Annotated in this window: 16 protein-coding genes and 1 pseudogene; 8 read left to right on the top strand and 9 right to left on the bottom strand. The window is 70.1% G+C overall.

What is annotated here, in order from left to right; translation table 11 throughout:
• Positions 1 to 38: 38 nt before the first annotated feature.
• From ACYVO6_RS05455 to ACYVO6_RS05425, 7 genes and pseudogenes are all read right to left on the bottom strand, one after another.
• Positions 39 to 536: a bifunctional DNA primase/polymerase gene (locus ACYVO6_RS05455; protein ID WP_461057803.1), complete on the bottom strand. Its 498-nt coding sequence runs from the start codon at positions 534 to 536 to the stop codon at positions 39 to 41.
• Positions 537 to 749: 213 nt separating this feature from the next.
• A complete protein-coding gene (locus tag ACYVO6_RS05450; protein WP_461057801.1) occupies positions 750 to 1,622 on the bottom strand; it encodes an ABC transporter permease in 873 nt (290 codons plus the stop codon).
• The gene (locus ACYVO6_RS05445) at positions 1,619 to 4,417 is read right to left on the bottom strand and encodes an alpha/beta fold hydrolase (RefSeq protein WP_461057799.1); all 2,799 of its coding nucleotides are present in this window, start codon (positions 4,415 to 4,417) and stop codon (positions 1,619 to 1,621) included. The genes ACYVO6_RS05450 and ACYVO6_RS05445 overlap by 4 nt, the downstream gene beginning before the upstream one ends.
• A 254-nt stretch (positions 4,418 to 4,671) precedes the next feature.
• On the bottom strand, positions 4,672 to 6,174 hold the full coding sequence (gene mmsA / locus ACYVO6_RS05440; RefSeq protein ID WP_461057797.1) for a CoA-acylating methylmalonate-semialdehyde dehydrogenase: 1,503 nt from the start codon (positions 6,172 to 6,174) through the stop codon (positions 4,672 to 4,674).
• Positions 6,175 to 6,187: 13 nt separating this feature from the next.
• Positions 6,188 to 8,089: a 3D-(3,5/4)-trihydroxycyclohexane-1,2-dione acylhydrolase (decyclizing) gene (gene iolD, locus ACYVO6_RS05435; RefSeq protein WP_461057795.1), complete on the bottom strand. Its 1,902-nt coding sequence runs from the start codon at positions 8,087 to 8,089 to the stop codon at positions 6,188 to 6,190.
• Positions 8,086 to 8,623 (bottom strand): annotated as a pseudogene (locus ACYVO6_RS05430) (5-deoxy-glucuronate isomerase); the annotation flags it as partial. The gene iolD and the pseudogene ACYVO6_RS05430, both read right to left, overlap by 4 nt.
• A gap of 17 nt (positions 8,624 to 8,640) precedes the next feature.
• Positions 8,641 to 8,838, bottom strand: a complete 198-nt coding sequence (locus ACYVO6_RS05425) for a hypothetical protein (RefSeq protein WP_461058240.1) — start codon at positions 8,836 to 8,838, stop codon at positions 8,641 to 8,643.
• Positions 8,839 to 9,111: 273 nt separating this feature from the next.
• Here ACYVO6_RS05425 and ACYVO6_RS05420 point away from each other — a divergent pair, with 273 nt between their 5' ends.
• The 3 genes from ACYVO6_RS05420 to ACYVO6_RS05410 all read left to right on the top strand — a co-directional run bounded on the left by ACYVO6_RS05420 (position 9,112) and on the right by ACYVO6_RS05410 (position 12,248).
• The gene (locus tag ACYVO6_RS05420; RefSeq protein WP_461057793.1) at positions 9,112 to 9,318 is read left to right on the top strand and encodes a helix-turn-helix transcriptional regulator; all 207 of its coding nucleotides are present in this window, start codon (positions 9,112 to 9,114) and stop codon (positions 9,316 to 9,318) included.
• 458 nt (positions 9,319 to 9,776) lie between these two features.
• Complete coding sequence (locus ACYVO6_RS05415; RefSeq protein WP_461057791.1) at positions 9,777 to 9,992, top strand: heavy-metal-associated domain-containing protein; 216 nt, start codon at positions 9,777 to 9,779, stop codon at positions 9,990 to 9,992.
• Between the two features lie 60 nt (positions 9,993 to 10,052).
• Complete coding sequence (locus ACYVO6_RS05410; RefSeq protein WP_461058219.1) at positions 10,053 to 12,248, top strand: heavy metal translocating P-type ATPase; 2,196 nt, start codon at positions 10,053 to 10,055, stop codon at positions 12,246 to 12,248.
• 513 nt (positions 12,249 to 12,761) lie between these two features.
• On the opposite strand, the gene ACYVO6_RS05405 is transcribed toward ACYVO6_RS05410, so the two are convergent.
• A complete protein-coding gene (locus ACYVO6_RS05405) occupies positions 12,762 to 14,051 on the bottom strand; it encodes a citrate synthase (protein WP_461057789.1) in 1,290 nt (429 codons plus the stop codon).
• A 209-nt stretch (positions 14,052 to 14,260) separates the two neighbouring features.
• Positions 14,261 to 16,531 carry an SF1B family DNA helicase RecD2 gene (recD2, locus tag ACYVO6_RS05400; RefSeq protein WP_461057786.1) on the bottom strand — a complete coding sequence of 757 codons (2,271 nt, stop codon included), beginning with the start codon at positions 16,529 to 16,531 and terminating at the stop codon, positions 14,261 to 14,263.
• 142 nt (positions 16,532 to 16,673) lie between these two features.
• Between recD2 and ACYVO6_RS05395 the strand changes: the two genes are divergently transcribed.
• The 5 genes from ACYVO6_RS05395 (at position 16,674) to rbsD (ending at position 22,655) form a co-directional block, all read left to right on the top strand.
• Entirely contained in the window at positions 16,674 to 17,702 is a 1,029-nt protein-coding gene (locus tag ACYVO6_RS05395; RefSeq protein ID WP_461057784.1) for a LacI family DNA-binding transcriptional regulator, read from the top strand.
• A 116-nt stretch (positions 17,703 to 17,818) separates the two neighbouring features.
• Complete coding sequence (locus tag ACYVO6_RS05390; protein ID WP_461058217.1) at positions 17,819 to 19,369, top strand: sugar ABC transporter ATP-binding protein; 1,551 nt, start codon at positions 17,819 to 17,821, stop codon at positions 19,367 to 19,369.
• Positions 19,359 to 21,317, top strand: a complete 1,959-nt coding sequence (locus ACYVO6_RS05385) for an ABC transporter permease/substrate-binding protein (RefSeq protein ID WP_461057782.1) — start codon at positions 19,359 to 19,361, stop codon at positions 21,315 to 21,317. Before ACYVO6_RS05390 ends, ACYVO6_RS05385 begins: the two co-directional genes overlap by 11 nt.
• A 46-nt stretch (positions 21,318 to 21,363) precedes the next feature.
• Positions 21,364 to 22,266: a ribokinase gene (gene rbsK, locus ACYVO6_RS05380; RefSeq protein ID WP_461057780.1), complete on the top strand. Its 903-nt coding sequence runs from the start codon at positions 21,364 to 21,366 to the stop codon at positions 22,264 to 22,266.
• Positions 22,263 to 22,655, top strand: coding sequence for a D-ribose pyranase (gene rbsD, locus ACYVO6_RS05375; RefSeq protein WP_461057778.1), 393 nt, complete (start codon positions 22,263 to 22,265; stop codon positions 22,653 to 22,655). Before rbsK ends, rbsD begins: the two co-directional genes overlap by 4 nt.
• The last annotated feature ends 75 nt before the right edge of the window (positions 22,656 to 22,730 follow it).

The raw sequence follows: 22,730 nt of genomic DNA, 5'->3' as shown, positions 1-22,730 counted from the left end.
CAGGACGAGTCCGAGCAGGAGGGGCGACCACCGGCTACCTAGCCGACTCCCGCTGCCGCCGCTCCGCACGTCGGGCACCGGCGGTGCACGGCGGACTGGGCGGCGAGGGTGCCGAGGGCCTGCTGGAGGGCCAGTTCCACGGCGGCGGGGACGAACAGCGTTCCCGTACCGTCGGGCGGAACCAGCCATCGGAAACGTCCTGGCGCCGGATGCGGCGCGGGCACCGTGATCCAGGCGCCTCTGCCCAGGTACCGGACATCCGAGCCGACCCAGCGGCCCTCGGGATCCGGCGGCAGGAAGAAGCCCACCCTGCGCGCGCCGGTGTCCGCGAGTACGGGACCGGGCGCCTGCGGGATGCACAACAGGGCATCCAGGGCCCGCACACCCAGTTCCTCCGGGACACTCAGCACGTCCCAGAACCGTCCACAGGGCAGCACCGCGATCCCCTGATAGCCCTGCCACCGCCGCTTGCAGTCGCGTGGATCGGTCGCGGCGGCGGCGAGCCACTCCGTGGCCTGCTTCGTGACTGTTCGCATGGTGGCCCTCCGGATCCGTTGACCCTCACAGGCGAGACGGCGCTCTCCCCCTCACCGCCAGGGCTGGTCGGACCCTCGCCTGCTCATGCTGATAGATCTTTCTACTCTGTGGAAGGGGTGGCGCACCATGGCGAATACGTCCCGGACGTTCGGTACCGGAACAAGCGTTCCCTCCGATCCGGACAGCCGATCCAGGCACCGGTCAAGGCCGGCCTAGGAGACGACATCCTTGCCCGCGAAACCTCGGAAGGCCAGGGCGAACAGCACCAGTGCGTACGTGACGGAGACGGCCGTGCCCTGAATCATCTCGCCGTAGGCCGGCTCTGGCTGGATGACGTCCAGCCAGGCGTACTGCCAGTGCGCGGGGATGAAGTCGCGCCAGTCGCCGAGGGCCGTGACCTCGTCGAGGACGCTGCCGATGATCGTCAGGCCCACCGCGCCGCCGACCGCGCCCAGCGGGGCGTCCGTCCGGGTCGACAGCCAGAACGCCAGCCCCGCGGTGACCAGTTGGGACACGAAGATGTACGCCATGACGATCAGCAGGAGCCGTGCGGCGTCGCCGCTGGGCAGTGTGCCGCCGACGGGCAGTTGCAGTGGGCCCCAGCCGTACGCGGCCGTGCCGACGGCGAGGGCGATGACCGGCAGCAGCACCATCGCGGCGAGGCTGAGGGTGAGTCCGACGACGAGCTTGGACCACAGCAGCCGGGCGCGGGGTACGGGCGCCGCGAGCAGATAACGCAGCGACGACCAGCTCGCCTCCGAGGCGACCGTGTCTCCGCAGAACAGCGCCACGGGGATGACGAGGAGGAAGCCCGCGGACGCGAAGAGGTTCACCGCGGCGAAGTTCGCCCCGGACGCGGTGGCCGTGTCCATCAGGTTCACGCGGTCGTTGCCGTCGCCCGGTTCGCCGCCGACCTGGAACGCGATGGCCAGGATGAACGGCAGGGCGGCCAGGACGCCGAACATGATGAGCGTGCGCCGCCGCTTCAGCTGTCGTACGAGCTCGACGCGCAGCGGCAGGGTCCGGCCCGCCCGGTAGCCCTCCGCCACCTCTTCCTTCTCGACCTTCTCGGCGAGGGTGCTCATTCGAAGTCTCCGATCAGGGTGAGGAAGGCGTCCTCCAGGCGACGGTTCGGGCCGATCGAGGCGACGGGCACTTCGAGCCGTACGAGCTCGACGAGCAGCGAGGCGCTCCGCTCGTTGACGCCCGGTGCGCCCTCGGAGCCCGCGGCGTCCGGGGCGCCGGAGACGGTCACCGTGCCCTCGGCGCGGTCGGCTCCGCCGGAAGCCCCCACGCCGGCGGTCTCGGGCACCGCGGCGCCCTCTGTGGGTGGCGTCGCCGGAGTCAGCCGTACGAGCAGGCCGTCATCCGTGCGTACTGCCGACTCCACGTCCCGCAGGGCCGCCACCTTCTCCACCACCGGGTCGGCGATGTCGGAGGCCAGGCCGACGAGGAGGGTGTCGCCGCTGCCGATGATGTCGCCCACGGGGCCCGCCTGGACCAGTCGGCCGTGGTCCATGACCACGATGTGGGTGCAGGACTGCTCGACCTCGGCCAGCAGATGGCTGGAGAGGATGACCGTGCGGCCGGCGGCCGCGTAGCGGATCACGACCTGGCGCATCTCGCGGATCTGCGGCGGGTCGAGGCCGTTGGTCGGCTCGTCCAGGATGAGCAGGTCGGGGAGGCCGAGCATGGCCTGGGCGATGGCGAGGCGCTGGCGCATGCCCTGGGAGTACGTACGGACCGCGCGGGACAGGGCGTCACCGAGGCCCGCGATCTCCAGGGCCTCCTCCAGGTGCGCGTCCTCGGGCGGGCGGCCCGTCGCCCGCCAGTACAGTTCGAGATTCTCGCGGCCGGAGAGGTGCGGCAGGAAGCCCGCGCCCTCGACGAAGGAACCGACGCGGGACAGCACCGGGGCGCCCGGGCGGATCGCGTGGCCGAAGACCCGGATCTCTCCGCCGTCCGGCTTGATCAGGCCCATCAGCATGCGCAGCGTCGTCGTCTTGCCCGCGCCGTTCGGCCCCAACAGGCCCAGTACCTGGCCCTTTTCCACCTGGAAGGACAGGTCCCGGACCGCGTAACGGTCGCTCGACTTCGAGTACCGCTTGCTCAAGTCCGTGATCTGGAGCGGGACATCGGCCAGTTCCGGATCGGGAGCAGGTGCGGCGGTGGGGCGGCGGGCCGTCAGGATCAGGGCCAGCGCCGTGAGGGCGCCGGCCAGCGGCAGCCACCACACCCATGCGGGCAGCGGTGCCGTCGCCTCCGAGTCACCGAGGGGCATCGGCACCCTCAGGCCGCCGTCTCCCGCCATGGAGACCGTGTAGGTCGCCGGAGCCGTCGGGGAGGCATAGCCGAGGTCCGTCGAGGCGAGGACCAGGCGCAGCCGGTGGCCGTCGTCCACCTCGTAGTCGATCGCCGGGAGGGTGAGCCGTACGTCCTTGCCGGCCTTCGCGTCCTCCACCCTGATGGGCTCGACCAGTTGCGCGGGCAGCACCTGCTGCATGCCGCCGTCCGGTCCGACGTCGTACACCTTCGCGAAGAGCACGGCGTCCTCGCTGGTCGACTTCACATGGACCGTCGCCGTCGGCGAGCCGGTGATCTGGAGGTCCTCCACGAAGGGCTCGGAGTCGAACGCGGCGAACTGGCCCGGGAAGTCGAGGGACACACCGATCCCGAGCGAGGAGAGCTGGGAGAGGCCGCCGGCTCCGCCGAGGCCGGGCAGGGCCGAGACGGCGGGCGGGTTGGCGCCCGCCGGGTTCTCGAAGCTCTGCTCCCGCCCGGTCAGGGCGATCGGGCGCGTCTTGCTCGTCAGGCCGGGGTAGCTGTCCGAGCTCACGCTGGTCAGCCGGGTGGTGCCTTCCCGGGAGTCGACGCCGCCGCTGCGCGTGACCTGGAACGCGGGCCCCGTGTCCACCCCCGACTCGTCCTTCAGATAGCGGTCGAACCAGGAGCCCACGCGCGCGGACACCCGGTCCGTCTCCATGTCGCCGCCGTCATGGCCGCCGGAGATCCAGTCGGCGTCCACGGGCGCGCCGTTGGCCCGGATCGCCTTGGCCATCGCGTCGGCCTGGCCGAGCGGGAAGAGGGAGTCGGTCTGGCCCTGCATGATGAGCGTCGGCACGTTGATCTCGTCGCCGACGGCAGACGGGGAGCGGGATTCCAGCAGCTCCGTCGCCTCGGCGTCCGGCTCCCCGGACTCCGCGACCCGCTGGTACATCTCGCACAGCGTGGCCTCGAAGTTGTCGCAGCCGCCACCGGAGTTCACGAAGATCCCGGCCCACAGCTTCTTGAAGACGCCGTTCGGGAACAGCGCGTCCGAGAGGTTCCAGTACGTGATCGCCGGGGCGATCGCGTCCACCCGCTGGTCGTGGCCCGCCGCGAGCAGCGAGACCGCGCCGCCGTACGAGGCGCCGGTGGCACCCACGCGGGGGTCGCCGTCCCGGTCCAGCTCGACCTCGGGGCGCTCGGCCAGCCAGTCGATCAGCTTCGAGACGTCGGCGACTTCGCCCTTGGGGTCGTTCAGGCCGATCTTGCCCGTGGACCTGCCCATTCCGCGGGCCGACCAGGTCAGCACCGCGTACCCGTCGCGCGCCAGGTCCTCCGCCTGGGACCGTACGTCGTCCTTGCTGCCGCCGAAGCCGTGCGCGAGGAGGACGGCGGGGCGACGGCCGTCGCCTGACGTGAAGTACGAGGTGTCGACCTTCACCCCGCTGCCCATGTCCATGACTCTGTCGGCCCGGTCCACGGGTGCGGCGTCGTCAGAGGCGACGGCCGTCCACGTACCGGCGCCGGCGAGCACGACCACGGCGGCCGCGGCGGCGATCAGCCGTCGCGGCCGCCGCAGTACGGCCCCGCGCAGTCGGGGCAGTCGAAGATCCATGCGTCAACGGTAAGCGCCGCCACCGACAGCCGATGCAGCCTCTGGTCGGAAGTGGCAGACATCCCACCGGCGTACGCGCCCCCGGCCGCATACCACGGACGCGGTATGCGAGGTCCTCGGAACCCGTACGTGACCTGCGGTGACGATGCCGAGGAGCGTGCCGCCGTCCACGCGGCGGATGTGCCCCGCCCACGCGCCCCCGCCGGAGTCACGGCTGACGATTGACAGGCAACCGATAAGAACGAGGGCTCAGCTCAGTGATTGCGCGGGAACCCCAGGTCCACACCCGCCGGAGCCTCGGCCGGGTCCGGCCAGCGCGTCGTCACGACCTTGCCGCGGGTGTAGAAGTGCGTGCCGTCGTTGCCGTAGATGTGGTGGTCGCCGAAGAGGGAGTCCTTCCAGCCGCCGAAGGAGTGGTAGCCCACCGGCACCGGAATCGGCACGTTCACGCCGACCATGCCCGCCTCGATCTCCAGCTGGAAGCGGCGGGCCGCGCCGCCGTCCCGGGTGAAGATCGCGGTGCCGTTGCCGAACGGCGAGTTGTTGATCAGCGCCACGCCGTCGTCGTAGGTCTCCGCGCGCAGCACGCACAGCACCGGGCCGAAGATCTCGTCCCGGTACGCGTCCGAGGCCGGCGGCACCTTGTCGAGCAGCGAGATGCCGATCCAGTGGCCGTCCTCGTAACCCTCGACCGTGAAGCCGGTGCCGTCGAGCACGACCTCGGAGCCCTGAGCCGCGGCGCCCGTCACGTATGAGGCGACCTTGTCGCGGTGCGCCTTCGTGATCAGCGGGCCCATCTCGGACGCGGTGTCGTTGCCCGGCCCGATCTTGATCTTCTCGGCGCGCTCGCGGATCTTCTCCACCAGCTCGTCGCCGATCGAACCGACCGCGACGACGGCCGAGATGGCCATGCAGCGCTCGCCCGCGGACCCGTATGCCGCCGACACCGCGGCATCGGCCGCCGCGTCCAGGTCCGCGTCCGGCAGCACCAGCATGTGGTTCTTGGCGCCGCCGAGGGCCTGTACGCGCTTGCCGTTCGCGGAGGCGGTGGTGTGGATGTAGCGGGCGATCGGCGTCGAGCCCACGAAGGAGACGGCCTTCACGTCCGGGTGCTCAAGGAGCCGGTCGACGGCCACCTTGTCGCCGTGCACGACATTGAAGACACCGTCCGGCAGTCCGGCCTCCGCCAGCAGTTCGGCGAGCCTGACCGACGCCGACGGGTCCTTCTCGCTGGGCTTCAGCACGAACGTGTTGCCGCAGGCGATGGCCATCGGGAACATCCACATCGGCACCATCGCCGGGAAGTTGAACGGCGTGATGCCCGCGACGACCCCCAGCGGCTGCCGGATGGACGCCACGTCCACACGGCTCGCGACCTGCGTCGACAGCTCGCCCTTCAACTGCACGTTGATGCCACACGCCAGGTCGACGATCTCCAGGCCACGCGCCACCTCACCCAGCGCATCGCTGTGCACCTTGCCGTGCTCGGCGGTGATCAGCTCGGCGATCTCGTCCCGGTGCGCGTCGAGCAGCGCCCGGAACCGGAACAGAATGGACGTCCGCTGAGCGAGCGAGGACTGGCCCCAGGTCGCGTACGCCTCCTTGGCGGCGGCGACCGCGGCGTCCACCTCGTCGACGCTCGCGAAGGCGACCCGCGTGGTCACGGCACCGGTCGCCGGGTCGGTGACCGGCCCGTACGTACCCGACGTGCTCCCAGCGGGCTTGCCACCGATCCAGTGGTCGACGGTCTTCGTCATGTCCTGCAACTCCTCACAGATGGCGGCGGCGGGCGGCGGCATGCCGGTCGTACACCTCGCGTGCCTTGACCGCCGACGAGCGGGTCGCGGTCTCGGCCACGGGTACATCCCACCAGGCCTGCGCCGGAGGCGCGCCCGACACTGTGTCTGCCGTTTCGGTCTCCACATAGACACATATGGGAGTGTCGGCGGTCCGCGCCTCGGCGAGAGCCGCCCGCAGATCGCGTACGGTCTTCGCGCGCAGCACCCGCATCCCGAGGCTGGCCGCGTTGGCGGCGAGATCGACGGGCAGCGGCCTCCCTGTGTACGTACCGTCCTCCGACCGGTAGCGGTACGCGGTGCCGAACCGCTCGCCGCCCACGGAATCGGAGAGCCCGCCGATGGACGCGTACCCGTGGTTCTGCAGGACCACGACCTTGATCGCGATGCCCTCCTGTACGGCCGTGACCATCTCCGTCGGCATCATCAGATACGTCCCGTCGCCGACCAGCGCCCACACGGGACGGTCCGGCGCCGCCATGCGCACACCGATCGCGGCCGGGATCTCATAGCCCATGCAGGAGTAGCCGTACTCGACGTGGTACTGGTCCCGGGACCGGGTCCGCCACAGTTTCTGCAGGTCGCCGGGGAGGGAGCCGGCCGCGTTGATCAGGATGTCGTCCCCGGTGACCAGTTCGTCGAGCAGGCCGAGGACCTGCGGCTGGGTGGGCCGGGTGTCCGGCTCGTCCGCCTCGTAGGCCGCGTCGACCCGGTGCTCCCAGCGCTCCTTGTCGTCGCAGTACTCGGTGACGTACGCGGGTTCGGCCCGGTGGCCGTGCAGCGCGAGCGCCTCAGTGAGCGCCTCCAGGCCCGTACGGGCGTCCGCGATCAGCGGCCGGCCGGACAGCTTGTGGCCGTCGAAGGGGGCGATGTTGAGGTTCAGGAAGCGGACGCCGCGGGCGGTGAAGAGGGTGCCGGAGGCGGTGGTGAAGTCGGTGTAGCGGGTGCCGACGCCGATCACCAGGTCGGCGGTGCGGGCCAGTTCGCAGGCGGTCGCGGTGCCGGTGTGCCCGATGCCGCCGACGTCCGCCGGGTGGTCCCAGACGAGGGAGCCCTTGCCCGCCTGGGTCGAGGCGACCGGGATACCGGTGGCGTCGGCGAACTCCTTCAGCGCGGCCTCGGCCTCACTGTGGTGCACCCCGCCGCCCGCGACGACCAAGGGGCGCCGGGCTTCCCGTACGGCCCTGACGGCGGCGGCCAGCTCCTCCGGATCCGCGCCCGGACGGCGGACGGCCCAGACGCGCTCGGCGAAGAACTCCTCCGGCCAGTCGTGCGCCTCGGCCTGCACGTCCTGCGGCAGCGCGAGCGTGACGGCGCCGGTCTCGACCGGGTCGGTGAGCACGCGCATGGCCTGCAGCGCGGCCGGGATGAGGGCTTCGGGGCGGGTGATCCGGTCGAAGTACTTCGACACCGGGCGCAGACAGTCGTTCACCGACACATCGCCCGCGTACGGGACTTCGAGCTGCTGGAGTACCGGGTCGGCGGGGCGGGTCGCGAAGATGTCGCCGGGCAGGAGCAGTACCGGGAGGTGGTTGATCGTGGCGAGGGCGGCGCCCGTGACGAGGTTGGTGGCGCCCGGTCCGATGGACGTTGTGACGGCGTGCGTGGCCAGGCGGTGCGACTGACGCGCGTAGCCGACCGCCGCGTGCACCATGGCCTGTTCGTTGCGGCCCTGGTGGTACGGCATCTCGTCGCCGTACTCGAGAAGCGCCTGCCCGAGCCCGGCGACATTGCCGTGCCCGAAGATGCCCCAGGTGGCGTCGATCAGCCGGCGCCGTACCCCGTCCCGCTCCGTGTACTGGGCGGCGAGGAACCGCACCAGCGCCTGCGCGACCGTCAGCCTTGTCGTCGCCGTTGACGTCTTCGGCTCTGTCATCGGTAGCCCTCTGTGCTTTCTACGTGTCCCGGCTGGAAGCAGATCCGCCACACCCTGTCCTCACCCGGGCCGTCCGTCACGTTCAAGTAGTACATCGCGTGACCAGGCCGGGCGATGGACAGGCCGTGCCATCCGTCGAGTACGAGGAAGGCACCGTCGGCATCGCCGGTGCGGACCTCGGCGAGGGCATCGGATCCGCCCTCACGCGGGGAAATACGCGCTGATGGCCGAATCCGTTCGGGCCGTCGATCTCGAAACAGTGCTTCTCCTCCAGTTCCGACAGTTCCGATGCGACACCGGGCCGGTGCTCGTGGTGCCGACGGGGCGTACGGGGACCTCCGGCGCGGGGCCGTAGCGGGCGGGGAGTCAGCGCTCGCACTTCGCTCCTGCCAGGGCGAAGCGGCCTCCCGCGCCGGAGGCGATCTGCACCCGGGCCTCGCGAGGGGCGTACGCAAAGCCGGTGACTTTGCTGAACACGCCCTCCCTGCCCAGGAGTTCAACTGTGGTGGCCTCTGCTCGGACGGTTGCCCGGCCGGTACAGACGCCGTGGTTCACAGGACCGCCCCTGCTTTGAGCGCGTCCTCGACCTCCGAGGGGGTCGGCATGGCGGAGAAGCACTCCAGGCGGGAGGCGACGATGGCGGACGTCACCTGCGGGAGCGGCACGCCTGTCTGCAACGGGTAGAGGTCCACACCGATCCGCCCCATGGTGATCAGCTCGTACGCACCGGACCCCGCGGACTCACCCATCGGCTCCCCTTCGCTTCGGCTGCCCCCAGGTCTAGCGGCGCTCCATGATGCCTGTCAATTGGTTGTCCGGACATTCGGACCAGACCCAGACGCCACAACACGTCACCCGTGTCACAGATACCGCCGTCCTGTCACACATGTCCCGGCCGCGCACGCCTTGTGTCACACCCGGGCGACAGGCACTGGTCGACGGTCACGTCCTGTCGTTGGACGGTCACATCCATGTGATCGCCAGCGCAGCGCCACCGCGGCGCGCGCGGGGAGGTGCTACTGATGACCGACCAAAGACTCTGGTCGTACAAGGACATCGCGGCGCACATCCATGTGCAGCCGGACACCGTGCGGTCCTACCGCAAACACGGAATGCTTCCTCCGCCGGACCATGTGGAGTCCGGCAAGCCGTATTGGTATGCGGACACCATCCGGGCATGGGTGGCGTCGCGGCCGAGCAACCGGGGCCGCCGGGCCTCCGGCGGTTGAGCGGGTGCCTCCGGCGGTTGGGCGGGGCGCCCACCGGGGCGGTGGGTTTGGGTTCGCAGGCGACTGCGGGTGCATGGTGGCTTGTCGCGCAGTTCCCCGCGCCCCTAAAGGGCGCGTCCCTGGAGCCCCCAGCCACCATGCACCCGCACCTGCCCACCGGCGGGAGGGGCCGTGGGCCGGTGCGTCGTATGCCCGTCGCGTAGGTTCGGTCTCGGAGAACCAGGACCTTGCACCAGGCCAGGGCCGTATGCCCGGCCTGCGACGGGCTGACGCACCGGCCCGCGGCCCCGACCCACCCACCGGACCCCAAGGGGCGCGGGGAACGGCGCGAGCAACCACCACGCACCCGCACCCGCCCAACCGCCGGAGGCACCCCGCACTTTGGCAAAATACCCCCTGGGGGTACAGTATGGAGCGAATAGCCCAGCGCCCCACACGCCTCCACGAGGAGCAACGACATGACCACCACCGTCACCTACCAGGTCACCGGAATGAGCTGCGCCCACTGCGAAGGCTCCGTCTCCAACGAGCTCTCCGAGATCCCGGGCGTCAGCTCGGTGAAGGCCGTGGCCTCGACCGGCGAGGTCACCGTCGTCTCCACCACCCCGCTCGACGCGGACGCGGTTCGCGCCGCGATCGACGAGGCCGGCTTCGAACTCGTCGGCACGGCCTGAGGCCCCAAGTTGAGCAGCACGGCAACCCCCGCCGCCGAGGTCGAGCTCACCATCGGCGGCATGACCTGCGCCTCCTGCGCCGCCCGCGTCGAGAAGAAGCTCAACCGCATGGACGGCGTCACCGCCACGGTGAACTACGCGACGGAGCGCGCGAAGGTCTCGTACGGAGACGGCATACGCGTCACCGATCTGATCGCCACCGTCGAGAAGACCGGCTACACGGCCGAGGAGCCGGCACCCCCGGAGCCGGAGCCCGGGACAGAGGCACCCCGCGAAGACTCCGAACTCGCCTCCCTGCGCGAGCGTCTGACCGTCTCCGCCGTGCTCGCCCTCCCCGTGGTCCTCCTCTCCATGGTCCCGTCCTTCCAGTTCGACAACTGGCAGTGGCTGTCGCTGACGCTCGCCGCGCCCGTCGTCGTATGGGGCGGACTGCCGTTCCATCGGGCGACGTTCACGAACGCACGGCACGGCGCGGCCACGATGGACACGCTCGTCTCCGTCGGCACGCTGGCCGCCTTCGGCTGGTCCGTGTGGGCGCTGTTCTGGGGCCACGCGGGGATGCCGGGCATGCGGCACGGCTTCGACCTGACCGTCTCGCGTACGGACGCCTCGTCGGCGATCTATCTCGAAGTGGCCGCAGGGGTCGTCACCTTCATCCTCCTCGGCCGCTATCTGGAGGCCCGCGCCAAGCGGCGCTCGGGCGCAGCCCTGAGGGCCCTGATAGAGCTGGGCGCCAGGGATGTCTCCGTACTCCGCGATGGCCGTGAGGTACGCGTCCCCGTCGCCGACCTCGAGGTCGGTGACCGCTTCGTCGTACGCCCCGGCGAGAAGGTCGCCACCGACGGCACCGTCGTCGAGGGCGCCTCGGCGGTCGACGCCTCGATGCTGACCGGCGAGTCGGTGCCGGTGGACGTGACCGTCGGTGACGCCGTGACGGGCGCGACCGTGAACGCCGGCGGCAGGCTCGTCGTCGAGGCGACCCGTGTCGGCGCGGACACGCAGCTGGCGCGGATGGCGAAGCTCGTCGAGGACGCGCAGAACGGCAAGGCCGAGGCGCAGCGCCTCGCCGACCGCATCTCCGCCGTCTTCGTCCCCGCCGTCCTGCTGATCGCCGTCGCCACGTTCGGCGTCTGGCTCGGCATGACGGACGAGCTGACCTCCGCCTTCACGGCCGCCGTCGCGGTCCTGATCATCGCCTGCCCGTGCGCCCTCGGCCTCGCCACCCCGACCGCCCTCATGGTCGGCACCGGGCGCGGCGCCCAGCTCGGCATCCTCATCAAGGGCCCCGAGGTCCTGGAGTCCACGCGCCGCGTCGACACGGTCGTCCTCGACAAGACCGGCACGGTCACCACGGGCCGTATGACCCTCCAGGAGGTGTACGCCGCTGCCGACGCCGACGAGAAGCAGGTACTGCGGCTCGCGGGCGCCCTGGAGCACGCCTCCGAGCACCCGATCGCACGGGCCGTCGCGGCGGGCGCGGAGGACCGCATAGGGGAGCCGCTGCCCCCGGTCAACGGCTTCGAGAACGTCGCGGGGCTCGGCGTACGCGGCACGGTCGACGGGCACGAGGTGCTGGTCGGGCGTGCGCGGCTGCTGGACGAGGCCGGTGTCGCGCTGCCGGACGAGCTGGTCGCGCTGAAGACGCGGGCCGAGGCGGAGGGGCGTACCGCCGTGGCCGTCGCCTGGGACGGGGTGGCACGCGGTGTCGTGACCGTCGCCGACGCGGTCAAGGGGACCAGCGCCGAGGCGGTCCGCGAGCTGCGCGCCCTGGGGCTGACGCCCGTACTGCTGACCGGGGACAACCGGACCGCCGCCGAGTCCGTGGCCCGTTCCGTCGGCATCGACGACCGGTTCGTCTTCGCCGAGGTGCTACCGCAGGACAAGGTCGATGTGATCAAGCGGCTCCAGGCCGAGGGGCGGGCCGTCGCGATGGTCGGCGACGGCGTCAACGACGCGGCCGCACTCGCCGTCGCCGATCTGGGCCTTGCCATGGGCACGGGGACTGACGCGGCGATCGAGGCGGGCGATCTGACGCTCGTACGCGGGGATCTGCGGGTGGCCGCGGACGCGATCCGGCTGTCGCGGAGGACCCTTGCCACGATCAAGGGCAATCTTGTCTGGGCCTTCGGCTACAACGTGGCCGCGCTGCCGCTCGCCGCGGCGGGACTGCTGAACCCGATGATCGCGGGCGCCGCGATGGCGTTCTCCTCGGTGTTCGTGGTGACGAACAGTCTTCGGCTCCGGGCATTTCGGTGATGTCGAAGTAAGAACCCCTCTGGAGTCCGACGCGAGCCTCACATAAGCTCTTCACAAGGCTCGCGCATCTTCCTTACGCTTGGGCTCCGATCGGCGTATCAGGTCTCTTGTACATATTCAGGACATATGCAAGAGACGCAGATCACAGTGATGCGAAGGTAACCATCGAAGGGGTTCGTGAGTCTAAGTTGGCGATGTCAGAAGCGTCTTGGGGGGCGTGACTGGCATCTGGGGATGTCTTGGGGGACATTTCCGGACTGCGTTGCCGGGGCACGTACACGGGGAGCTTGAGCGGCCCTCCCGTACGGGTCCCGGCAGACCGCACTCGCTGCAGTACAGAGAGTTTTGCTCGTTTAGATCACAGCGATTCAGGCGCTGTCCTCAGACGCCCGGCCGGATCCCGTGGGGGGAATCCGAACCGGGACAAGGAAGGCGCCCCGACTCCGGCCCGTGGGGGGACCGGCAGCGGGGCGCCTTCCGTTTATTTCGTGCGCCGTAGCTTGCAGAAGCCGTTTAACGCGCCTCGACCGGGACGAAGTCCCGCAGAACCTCGCCCGTGTAAATCTGCCGCGGGCGGCCGATCCGCGAACCCGGCTCCTTGATCATCTCGTGCCACTGGGCGATCCAGCCGGGGAGACGGCCGAGTGCGAACAGGACCGTGAACATCTCGGTCGGGAAGCCCATCGCCCGGTAGATCAGCCCGGTGTAGAAGTCCACGTTCGGGTAGAGGTTGCGCGAGACGAAGTAGTCGTCGGAGAGCGCGTGCTCCTCCAGCTTGAGCGCGATGTCCAGCAGCTCGTCGGACTTGCCGAGGGCCGAGAGGACGTCGTGCGCGGCAGCCTTGATGATCTTGGCGCGCGGGTCGAAGGACTTGTACACCCGGTGGCCGAAGCCCATCAGGCGGACGCCGTCCTCCTTGTTCTTCACCTTGCGGATGAAGGAGTCGACGTCGCCGCCGTTGGCCTTGATGCCTTCCAGCATCTCCAGGACGGACTGGTTGGCGCCGCCGTGCAGCGGACCCCAGAGCGCCGAGATGCCGGCGGAGATCGAGGCGAACATGTTCGCCTGCGAGGAGCCCACCAGGCGGACCGTGGAGGTCGAGCAGTTCTGCTCGTGGTCCGCGTGCAGGATCAGCAGCTTGTCGAGCGCGGACACCACGACCGGGTCCAGCTCGTACTCCTGCGCCGGGACCGAGAAGGTCATACGCAGGAAGTTCTCGACGTAACCGAGGTCGTTGCGCGGGTAGACGAAGGGGTGGCCGATCGACTTCTTGTACGCGTACGCCGCGATCGTCGGGAGCTTGGCGAGCAGGCGGATCGTGGAGAGGTTGCGCTGGGTCTCGTCGAACGGGTTGTGGCTGTCCTGGTAGAAGGTGGACAGCGCGGAGACCACAGACGACAGCATCGCCATCGGGTGGGCGTCGCGCGGGAAGCCACGGTAGAAGTTCTTGACGTCCTCATGCAGCAGCGTGTGCTGCGTGATGTCGCCCTTGAAGGTGGAGAGCTCGTCGACCGTCGGAAGCTCACCGTTGATCAGCAGGTAGGCCACCTCGAGGAAGGTGGAGCGCTCTGCCAGCTGCTCGATGGGGTAACCGCGGTACCGGAGGATGCCCTGCTCACCGTCGAGATAGGTGATGGCGGATTTATAGGCGGCGGTGTTGCCGTAACCACTGTCCAGCGTGACCAGACCGGTCTGAGCGCGGAGCTTCCCGATGTCGAAGCCCTTGTCGCCGACGGTGCTGTCTATCACCGGGTAGGTGTACTCGCCGTCGCCGTACCGCAGTACTACAGAGTTGTCGCTCACGTCATCCCTCACCGACGTTGTGCCTCTTCTTCGAGGTGCCCTGACTGCTTCTACCATCCCCCATTTGGCGCAGGAGAGTGCACTCGGGGTCGACCATGGGGCCTAATGGCGGCACTCAGTGCCGTCACCCTGCTCATCCTGCCCCCCTTCGTGCCGCTTCCGGAAGGGCTCTGTGACCCTTGCGACTCATTTGATCGATCAAATCTGGCTCACGGGTCGAGAGGGCGGGGTGAGAGCCGGAAATCCAGGGCCGTACAACGTCGGCCCGCCGACACCGTGCGCACCGCCTGCCCTATCGCCCTGCGTGAACCGACCAGCACCACAAGCTTCTTGGCGCGGGTGACGGCCGTGTAGAGCAGGTTGCGCTGGAGCATCATCCAGGCGCTGGTGGTCACCGGGATCACCACCGCCGGGTACTCACTGCCCTGGGAGCGGTGGATCGTCACCGCGTACGCGTGCGCCAGCTCGTCGAGCTCGTCGAATTCGTACGGCACCTCCTCGTCCTCGTCGGTCAGCACCGTCAGCCGCTGGTCGTCCAGGTTGAGGGAGGTGACCACGCCGACCGTGCCGTTGAAGACACCGTTCGTGCCCTTCTCATAATTGTTGCGAATCTGCGTGACCTTGTCGCCGACGCGGAAGACCCGGCCTCCGAAGCGCTTCTCGGGGAGGTCGGGGCGGGCGGGTGTGATCGCCTGCTGGAGCAGTCCGTTGAGGGTGCCGGCGCCTACCGGGCCCCGGTGCATGGGGGCGAGGACCTGGACGTCACGGCGCGGATCGAGGCCGAATTTGGCGGGGATACGCCGGGCCGCCACGTCCACCGTGAGCCGGCCCGCCTCCTCCGTGTCGTCCTCGACGAAGAGGAAGAAGTCCTTCAGGTCCTGGGTGATCGGCTGCTTGCCCGCGTTGATCCGGTGCGCGTTGGTCACGACTCCCGACTGCTGGGCCTGGCGGAAGACCCGGGTGAGGCGGACAGCGGGGACTGGGCCGCCTTCGGCGAGCAGGTCGCGCAGGACCTCCCCCGCGCCGACGCTCGGCAGCTGGTCGACGTCTCCCACGAAGAGCAGATGCGCCCCCGGAGGCACCGCCTTCACCAGCTTGTTGGCCAGCAGCAGGTCGAGCATCGAGGCCTCGTCCACGACCACCAGGTCGGCGTCCAGCGGGCGGTCCTTGTCGTACGCGGCGTCCCCGCCGGGCTTCAGCTCCAGGAGCCGGTGCACGGTCGAGGCCTCCGCGCCCGTGAGCTCGGCCAGCCGCTTGGCGGCGCGGCCCGTGGGCGCGGCCAGCACCACCTTGGCCTTCTTGGCGCGGGCCAGCTCCACGATCGAGCGGACCGTGAAGGACTTGCCGCAGCCGGGGCCTCCGGTGAGCACGGCGACCTTCTCGGTGAGCGCGAGGCGGACGGCCTCCTCCTGCTCGGGGGCCAGCTCCGCTCCCGTACGGTCCTTGAGCCAGGCCAGGGCCTTGTCCCAGGCCACGTTCCGGAACGACGGCATGCGGTCCTCGTCGGTGCGCAGGAGGCGCAACAGCTGGGCGGACAGGGAGAGTTCGGCCCGGTGGAAGGGGACCAAGTAGATGGCGGTCACGGGGTCACCGCCGTCGTGGCCGGGGACCTTTTCGCGTACGACGCCGGGGTCGCCGTCGTCCTCCTGGGGCGCCGCCAGTTCCCCGAGGCACTCGATGACAAGGCCGGTGTCCACCTGGAGCAGCTTCACCGCGTCCGCGATCAGCTGCTCCTCCGGGAGGAAACAGTGGCCCTGGTCGGTGGACTGCGAAAGGGCGTACTGGAGACCGGCCTTGACGCGCTCCGGGCTGTCGTGCGGGATGCCGACGGACTGGGCGATCTTGTCGGCGGTGAGGAAGCCGATGCCCCAGACGTCGGACGCGAGCCGATACGGCTGGTTCTTGACCACCGAGATCGAGGCGTCGCCGTACTTCTTGTAGATGCGGACCGCGATCGACGTCGACACCTCGACGGTCTGGAGGAAGAGCATGACCTCCTTGATCGCCTTCTGCTCCTCCCAGGCGTCGGCGATCTTCTTGGTCCGCTTGGGGCCGAGGCCGGGGACTTCGATGAGCCGCTTGGGCTCCTCCTCGATGATCTGGAGGGTGTCGAGCCCGAAGTGCTGGGTGATGCGGTCCGCGAAGACCGGGCCGATGCCCTTGACCAGGCCGGAGCCCAGATAGCGGCGGATGCCCTGGACGGTGGCGGGCAGCACCGTCGTGTAGTTCTCCACCGTGAACTGCTTGCCGTACTGAGGGTGCGACCCCCAGCGGCCCTCCATGCGCAGGGACTCCCCCACCTGGGCGCCGAGCAGCGCGCCCACGACCGTGAGCAGGTCGCCGCCGCCCCGTCCGGTGTCCACCCGGGCGACCGTGTAGCCGTTCTCCTCGTTGGCGTACGTGATGCGCTCCAGCACGCCCTCGAGAACCGCCAGGTTCCGCGCCCCGGTGCCCGCCTGGTTCCCCGCCAGATTCGACATGATCCGACGCTACCGCCCGCCTCTGACAACGCGCGAAGCCTGTGGACAACTTCATCACGATCCGATCCCGAGGGCTTGCCAAGTCTCATGTAATCGATTCCAATCCTCCGTGTAATCGATTCCACAAGGAGGTGGGACGGTGATGGCGAGCATCAAGGACGTCGCCGCGGAGGCGGGTGTCTCCGTTGCCACGGTGTCCCGTGTGCTCAACGACCACCCGTCCGTCAGCTCCGGGGCACGCACCCGCGTCCTCGCCGCCGTCGACGCTCTCGGCTACCGGCGCAACGCCGTCGCCCGTTCCCTGCGCACCGACCAGACCCACACCCTCGGCCTGGTCATCAGCGACGTACTCAACCCGTACTTCACCGAGCTGGCCCGCTCCGTCGAGGAGGAGGCCCGCACCCACGGCTACAGCGTCATCATCGGGAACGCCGACGAGCAGCCGGAGCTGCAGGACCACCACGTCCGCAACCTTCTCGACCGCCGTATCGACGGCCTCCTGGTGTCCCCCACCGACGGCGGCTCGCCCCTGATGCTGGACGCCGCGCGCGCGGGCACCGCGATGGTGTTCGTGGACCGGTGGATCCCGGGCGTGGACGTGCCGGTGGTCAGGGCGGACGGGCGCGAGGCGGTGCGCGATCTGGTCGCCCACCTGCACGGCCTCGGCCATCGCAGGCTCGCCATCATCGCGGGCCCGGCGGCCACCATGACCGGCAGCGAGCGCGTCGAGGCGTTCCGGGAGGCCCTGCGCGAGTACGGGCTTCCCCTGCCCGACGCCTACGTGGGGCAGGGCGACTTCCAGGCGGCCAGCGGACGCCGGGCCACCGAGGCGTTCCTGAACCTCCCCGAGCCGCCCGAAGTGGTGTTCGCGACCGACAACTTGATGGCCCTGGGCGCCCTGGACGCCATCCGCGCGCGCGGGATGTCGGTTCCGCACGACATCGCGCTCGCCGCGTTCGACGACATCCCGTGGTTCGTGCACACCGATCCGCCGATCACGGCGATCGCCCAGCCGACGGGCGAGCTGGGCCGGGCCGCCGTACGCGCCCTCGTCGACCGCATCGAGGGGCGGCCCCCGCAGTCCGTGACCCTCACCGCCCGTCTCGTCGTCCGCCGCTCGTGCGGCGAGCCGCCGGCCATGCACCCGTCCCCGCAAAGGAGCGACACGTGAGCAATCAGGACGAGTTGCCGCGTAACGAAGGCGAGCCGCCTCGAAACGAAGACAAGTTGCCCCGTAACGACGCCAAGTCGCCGCGTAACGAAGACGAGTTGCTGCGTATCGAAGGGATGCGCAAGACCTTCCCCGGTGTGGTCGCGCTCGACAGCGTCGACTTCGATCTGCGCCGCGGCGAGGTGCATGTGCTGCTCGGTGAGAACGGCGCGGGCAAGAGCACCCTCATCAAGATGCTGTCGGGCGCCTACCGGCCCGACTCCGGGCGCGTAGTGGTCGGCGGCAAGGAGGTCCGCGTCCATGGCGCCCAGGACGCCGAACGGCTCGGGATCGCGACCATCTACCAGGAGTTCAACCTTGTCCCCGATCTGACGGTCGCCGAGAACATCTTCCTGGGCCGCCAGCCGCGCCGCTTCGGGTTGATCGACCGGAAGCGGATGGAGGCGGACGCCGCCGAACTCCTTGAGCGTGTCGGCGTGCACGTGTCCCCACGCGCGCGGGTGCGTGAACTGGGAATCGCCCGCCTACAGATGGTCGAAATCGCGAAGGCGCTGAGCCTCGACACACGCGTGTTGATCATGGATGAGCCGACCGCGGTGCTCACCTCCGAAGAGGTCGAAAAACTCTTCTCCATCGTGCGCCGGCTGCGCGAGGACGGCGTCGGCATCGTCTTCATCACGCACCACCTGGAGGAAATCGCCGCCCTGGGAGACCGCGTCACGGTTCTCCGGGACGGCAGGAGCGTCGGGCAGGTACCCGCCGCCACGCCCGAGGACGAACTCGTACGCCTCATGGTGGGCCGGTCGATCGAGCAGCAGTATCCGCGCGAGCGCCCCGCCGAACGGGCCGCTGAACGGGCCGACGCCGGGACCGCGTTGCTCACCGTCAAGGGGCTCACCAGGGACGGTGTCTTCCACGACGTGAGCTTCGAGGTGCGGGCCGGTGAGGTCGTCGGCATCGCGGGCCTGGTCGGTGCGGGACGTACCGAGGTCGTACGGGCGGTCTTCGGCGCCGATCCGTACGACAGGGGCTCCGTGGCGGTCGCGGGCACGCGGCTGCGCGGGCACGACGTCGGCGCGGCGATGACCGCGGGCATCGGGCTCGTCCCTGAGGACCGCAAGGGGCAGGGGCTGCTCCTCGACGCCTCCGTGGAGGAGAACCTCGGGCTCGTGACGATGCGCGCGGCGACCCGTGGCGGGCTCGTCGACCTCAGGGGCCAGCGGGAGGCCGCCGCGCGGATCGCCGGGCAGCTCGGCGTGCGGATGGCCGGACTCGGCCAGCATGTGCGCACCCTCTCCGGCGGCAACCAGCAGAAGGTCGTCATCGGCAAGTGGCTGCTCGCCGACACCAAGGTGCTGATCCTCGACGAGCCGACGCGCGGTATCGACGTCGGCGCCAAGGTCGAGATCTACCAGCTCGTCAACGAACTCACGGCCGCGGGCGCCGCCGTCCTGATGATCTCCAGCGACCTGCCCGAGGTGCTCGGCATGAGCGACCGGGTGCTGGTCATGGCCCAGGGCCGGATCGCGGGCGAGCTCTCGGCCGACGAGGCAACCCAGGACTCCGTGATGGCACTCGCCGTCAGCACGACCCCGGAAAGCACTGCCGCCACCGGCAGCACGTACAGCGCGGACTCGGAAGAGAAGGAGGCCCCCCGTGGCCACTGACACGCTCAAGAGCCGGTCGGGCACGAGCGGCGCCCCAGGGCTGGGTCGCCTCCTGCTCGACAACGGGGCACTCACCGCCCTGATCGTCCTGGTCATCGCCATGTCCGCGCTCTCCGGCGACTTCCTGACGACGGACAACCTGCTGAACGTCGGCGTCCAAGCGGCCGTGACCGCCATCCTCGCCTTCGGCGTGACCTTCGTGATCGTGTCGGCGGGCATCGACCTGTCGGTCGGTTCGGTCGCCGCGCTCTCCGCCACCGTCCTTGCCTGGACGGCGACTTCGGAGGGCGTGCCCGTCTGGATCGCCGTGATCCTCGCGATCGCGACCGGTATCGCCTGCGGCCTGGTCAACGGCGTCCTCATCTCGTACGGGAAGCTGCCGCCGTTCATCGCAACGCTGGCCATGCTGTCCGTGGGCCGAGGCCTCTCCCTGGTGATCTCGCAGGGCAGCCCCATCGCCTTCCCGGATTCGGTCTCGCACCTCGGTGACACCCTCGGCGGCTGGCTGCCCGTCCCGGTCCTGGTGATGATCGTGATGGGCCTGATCACGGCCGTGATCCTGGGCCGTACGTACCTCGGCCGCTCCATGTACGCGATCGGCGGCAACGAGGAGGCGGCCCGCCTCTCCGGCCTCCGCGTGAAGAAGCAGAAGCTCGCGATCTACGCGCTGTCGGGTCTGTTCGCGGCAGCCGCGGGCATCGTGCTCGCCTCCCGCCTCTCCTCCGCGCAGCCGCAGGCCGCCCAGGGCTACGAGCTGGACGCGATCGCCGCGGTCGTCATCGGCGGCGCCTCGCTCGCGGGCGGTACGGGCAAGGCGTCCGGCACCCTGATCGGCGCGCTGATCCTGGCGGTGCTGCGCAACGGGCTCAACCTCCTTTCCGTGTCCGCCTTCTGGCAGCAGGTCGTCATCGGCGTCGTCATCGCGCTGGCGGTGCTGCTGGACACGGTGCGACGCAAGGCGGGCGCGACACCGGGCGCCGCCGGGACCGGCGCGTCGGGCCGCAAGGGGCCACAGGCCGTGAAGTACGCCCTCGCGGTCGTCGTCGTGGCGGCGGTCGTGGGCGCGACCTCCCTCCTCAACGGAGGCTCGTCCTCGTCGAGCGCGTCGAGCCAGAAGATCGGCTTGTCCCTGTCGACCCTCAACAACCCCTTCTTCGTGCAGATCAGGCAGGGCGCGGAGGAGGCCGCGAAGAAGGCGGGCGCGGATCTGACCGTCACGGACGCCCAGAACGACGCGTCCCAGCAGGCCAACCAATTGCAGAACTTCACCAGCGAGGGCGTCGGCTCGATCATCGTCAACCCGGTGGACTCGGACGCGGCAGGCCCGTCGGTGCGCGCCGCCAACAAGGCCGACATCCCCGTCGTCGGCGTCGACCGGGGCGTCAACAAGGCGGACACGGCCGCGCTCGTCGCCTCCGACAACGTCGCGGGCGGCAAGCTGGGCGCCGAGGCGCTGGCCGAGAAACTGGGCGGCCAGGGCACGATCGTGATCCTGCAGGGCCAGGCGGGCACGTCCGCCAGCCGCGAGCGCGGCGCGGGCTTCGCCGAGGGCCTGAAGGCCTACCCGGGCATCAAGGTCGTCGCCAAGCAGCCCGCGGACTTCGACCGCACCAAGGGCCTCGACGTCATGACGAACCTGCTCCAGGCCCACCCCGACGTCAACGGCGTCTTCGCCGAGAACGACGAGATGGCCCTCGGCGCGATCAAGGCGCTCGGTTCGAAGGCCGGCAAGTCGGTCCAGGTCGTCGGCTTCGACGGCACGCCGGACGGCCTCACGGCCGTCAAGAACGGGACACTGTACGCCTCCGTCGCCCAGCAGCCGACGGAACTCGGCCGGATCGCGGTCGAGAACGCGCTGAAGGCCGCGGACGGTGAGAAGGTCACCGCGACGGTCAAGGTCCCGGTGAAGGTGGTGACGTCCGAGAACGTCGCCGACTTCACGTCCTGAGCCGGTCCACACGGGGATTCACGGGGAACTCCACGAGGAGAGAGTGATGTACGACTACGACCTGCTGGTCGTCGGGTCGGCCAACGCCGACCTGGTGATCGGCGTCGACCGCCGCCCCGGAGCCGGGGAGACCGTCCTCGGCTCCGACCTGGCCGTCCACCCGGGCGGCAAGGGCGCCAACCAGGCGGTCGCCGCCGCCCGACTGGGGGCGCGTACGGCTCTGCTGGCGCGGGTCGGCAACGACGGCCACGGGCGGCTGCTGCTCGACTCGATGAGGGACGCCGGCGTCGACACGACCGGCGTCCTCGTCGGCGGGGCGCCCACCGGCGTCGCACTGATCACGGTGGACCCGTCCGGCGACAACAGCATCGTCGTGTCACCCGGCGCGAACGGCCGCCTGACCCCGGAGGACGTCCGCGCGGCATCGGCCCTCCTCGCCGCCTCCCAGGTGGTCTCGGCCCAGCTGGAGATCCCGCTGGAGACGGTCGAGGAGGTCGTACGGAGCTTGCGGCCGGGCACCCGTTTCGTACTGAACCCGTCCCCGCCCCGGGAGTTGCCCGAGGACGTACTCGCCGCCTGCGACCCGCTGATCGTGAACGAACACGAGGCGCGCGTGGTGCTGGGTGCCGACGCGGGCGCCACGCCCTCGGAGTGGGCCGAGGCGCTCCTCGCGCGGGGCCCGCGCTCGGTGGTCGTCACCCTCGGCGAGGAGGGCGCGCTGGTCGCGGACGCCACCGGCACGGTCACCCAGGTCCCGTCCGTGAAGGTGAACGCCGTGGACACGACCGGCGCGGGCGACTCCTTCACCGCCGCGCTGGCCTGGCGGCTGGGCGCTGGGGATTCCCTCGCGGACTCGGCGGCGTACGCGGCACGCGTGGGCGCCGTGGCGGTCACCCGGGAGGGCGCCCAGGCTTCGTTCCCCACCGCCGAAGAGGTCGCAGCCCTGTGAAGAAGGCCGGAATCCTCAACCGTCATCTCGCGGGTGCGATAGCCGAACTGGGCCACGGCGACGGCGTACTGATCTGCGACGCGGGCATGCCCATCCCGGCCGGGCCGCGGGTCGTGGACCTGGCTTTCCGAGCCGGGGTGCCGTCCTTCGCGGAGGTCCTGGAGGGCCTGCTGGACGAACTGGTCGTGGAGGGCGCCACGGCGGCAAAGGAAGTACGGGAGGCGAACCCGGAGGCGTCCGCCCTGCTGACCGACCGCTTCCCGGCCGCCCTGACCCACGTCTCCCACGACGACCTGAAGGCCCTCTCGGCGAACGCCCGCCTGATCGTGAGGACCGGCGAGGCCCGCCCGTACGCGAACGTGCTGCTGCACTGCGGAGTCTTCTTCTAGGCAGCACTGCGAGAAACCTCAGGAAATGCTTCGAGGGGGCCCCGTCCGTCGACCGGGCCCCCTCGCTCTACCCCT

The organism is Streptomyces pseudoechinosporeus (genome assembly GCF_054783935.1).
Note: the sequence above shows the minus strand (reverse complement) of the source record. Positions and strands in the feature narration are given on the sequence as shown.

What these genes read in the sequence shown, in the direction of transcription:
- recD2 (WP_461057786.1), bottom strand. Translation starts at nt 16,531, where the DNA reads ATGTCGAATCTGGCGGGGAACCAGGCGGGCACCGGGGCGCGGAACCTG.
- ACYVO6_RS05410 (WP_461058219.1), top strand. Translation starts at nt 10,053, where the DNA reads ATGACCTGCGCCTCCTGCGCCGCCCGCGTCGAGAAGAAGCTCAACCGC.
- ACYVO6_RS05425 (WP_461058240.1), bottom strand. Translation starts at nt 8,838, where the DNA reads ATGGGTGAGTCCGCGGGGTCCGGTGCGTACGAGCTGATCACCATGGGG.
- mmsA (WP_461057797.1), bottom strand. Translation starts at nt 6,174, where the DNA reads ATGACGAAGACCGTCGACCACTGGATCGGTGGCAAGCCCGCTGGGAGC.
- ACYVO6_RS05390 (WP_461058217.1), top strand. Translation starts at nt 17,819, where the DNA reads ATGCGCAAGACCTTCCCCGGTGTGGTCGCGCTCGACAGCGTCGACTTC.
- iolD (WP_461057795.1), bottom strand. Translation starts at nt 8,089, where the DNA reads ATGACAGAGCCGAAGACGTCAACGGCGACGACAAGGCTGACGGTCGCG.
- ACYVO6_RS05420 (WP_461057793.1), top strand. Translation starts at nt 9,112, where the DNA reads ATGACCGACCAAAGACTCTGGTCGTACAAGGACATCGCGGCGCACATC.
- ACYVO6_RS05445 (WP_461057799.1), bottom strand. Translation starts at nt 4,417, where the DNA reads ATGGATCTTCGACTGCCCCGACTGCGCGGGGCCGTACTGCGGCGGCCG.
- rbsK (WP_461057780.1), top strand. Translation starts at nt 21,364, where the DNA reads ATGTACGACTACGACCTGCTGGTCGTCGGGTCGGCCAACGCCGACCTG.
- ACYVO6_RS05415 (WP_461057791.1), top strand. Translation starts at nt 9,777, where the DNA reads ATGACCACCACCGTCACCTACCAGGTCACCGGAATGAGCTGCGCCCAC.
- ACYVO6_RS05450 (WP_461057801.1), bottom strand. Translation starts at nt 1,622, where the DNA reads ATGAGCACCCTCGCCGAGAAGGTCGAGAAGGAAGAGGTGGCGGAGGGC.
- ACYVO6_RS05455 (WP_461057803.1), bottom strand. Translation starts at nt 536, where the DNA reads ATGCGAACAGTCACGAAGCAGGCCACGGAGTGGCTCGCCGCCGCCGCG.
- ACYVO6_RS05395 (WP_461057784.1), top strand. Translation starts at nt 16,674, where the DNA reads ATGGCGAGCATCAAGGACGTCGCCGCGGAGGCGGGTGTCTCCGTTGCC.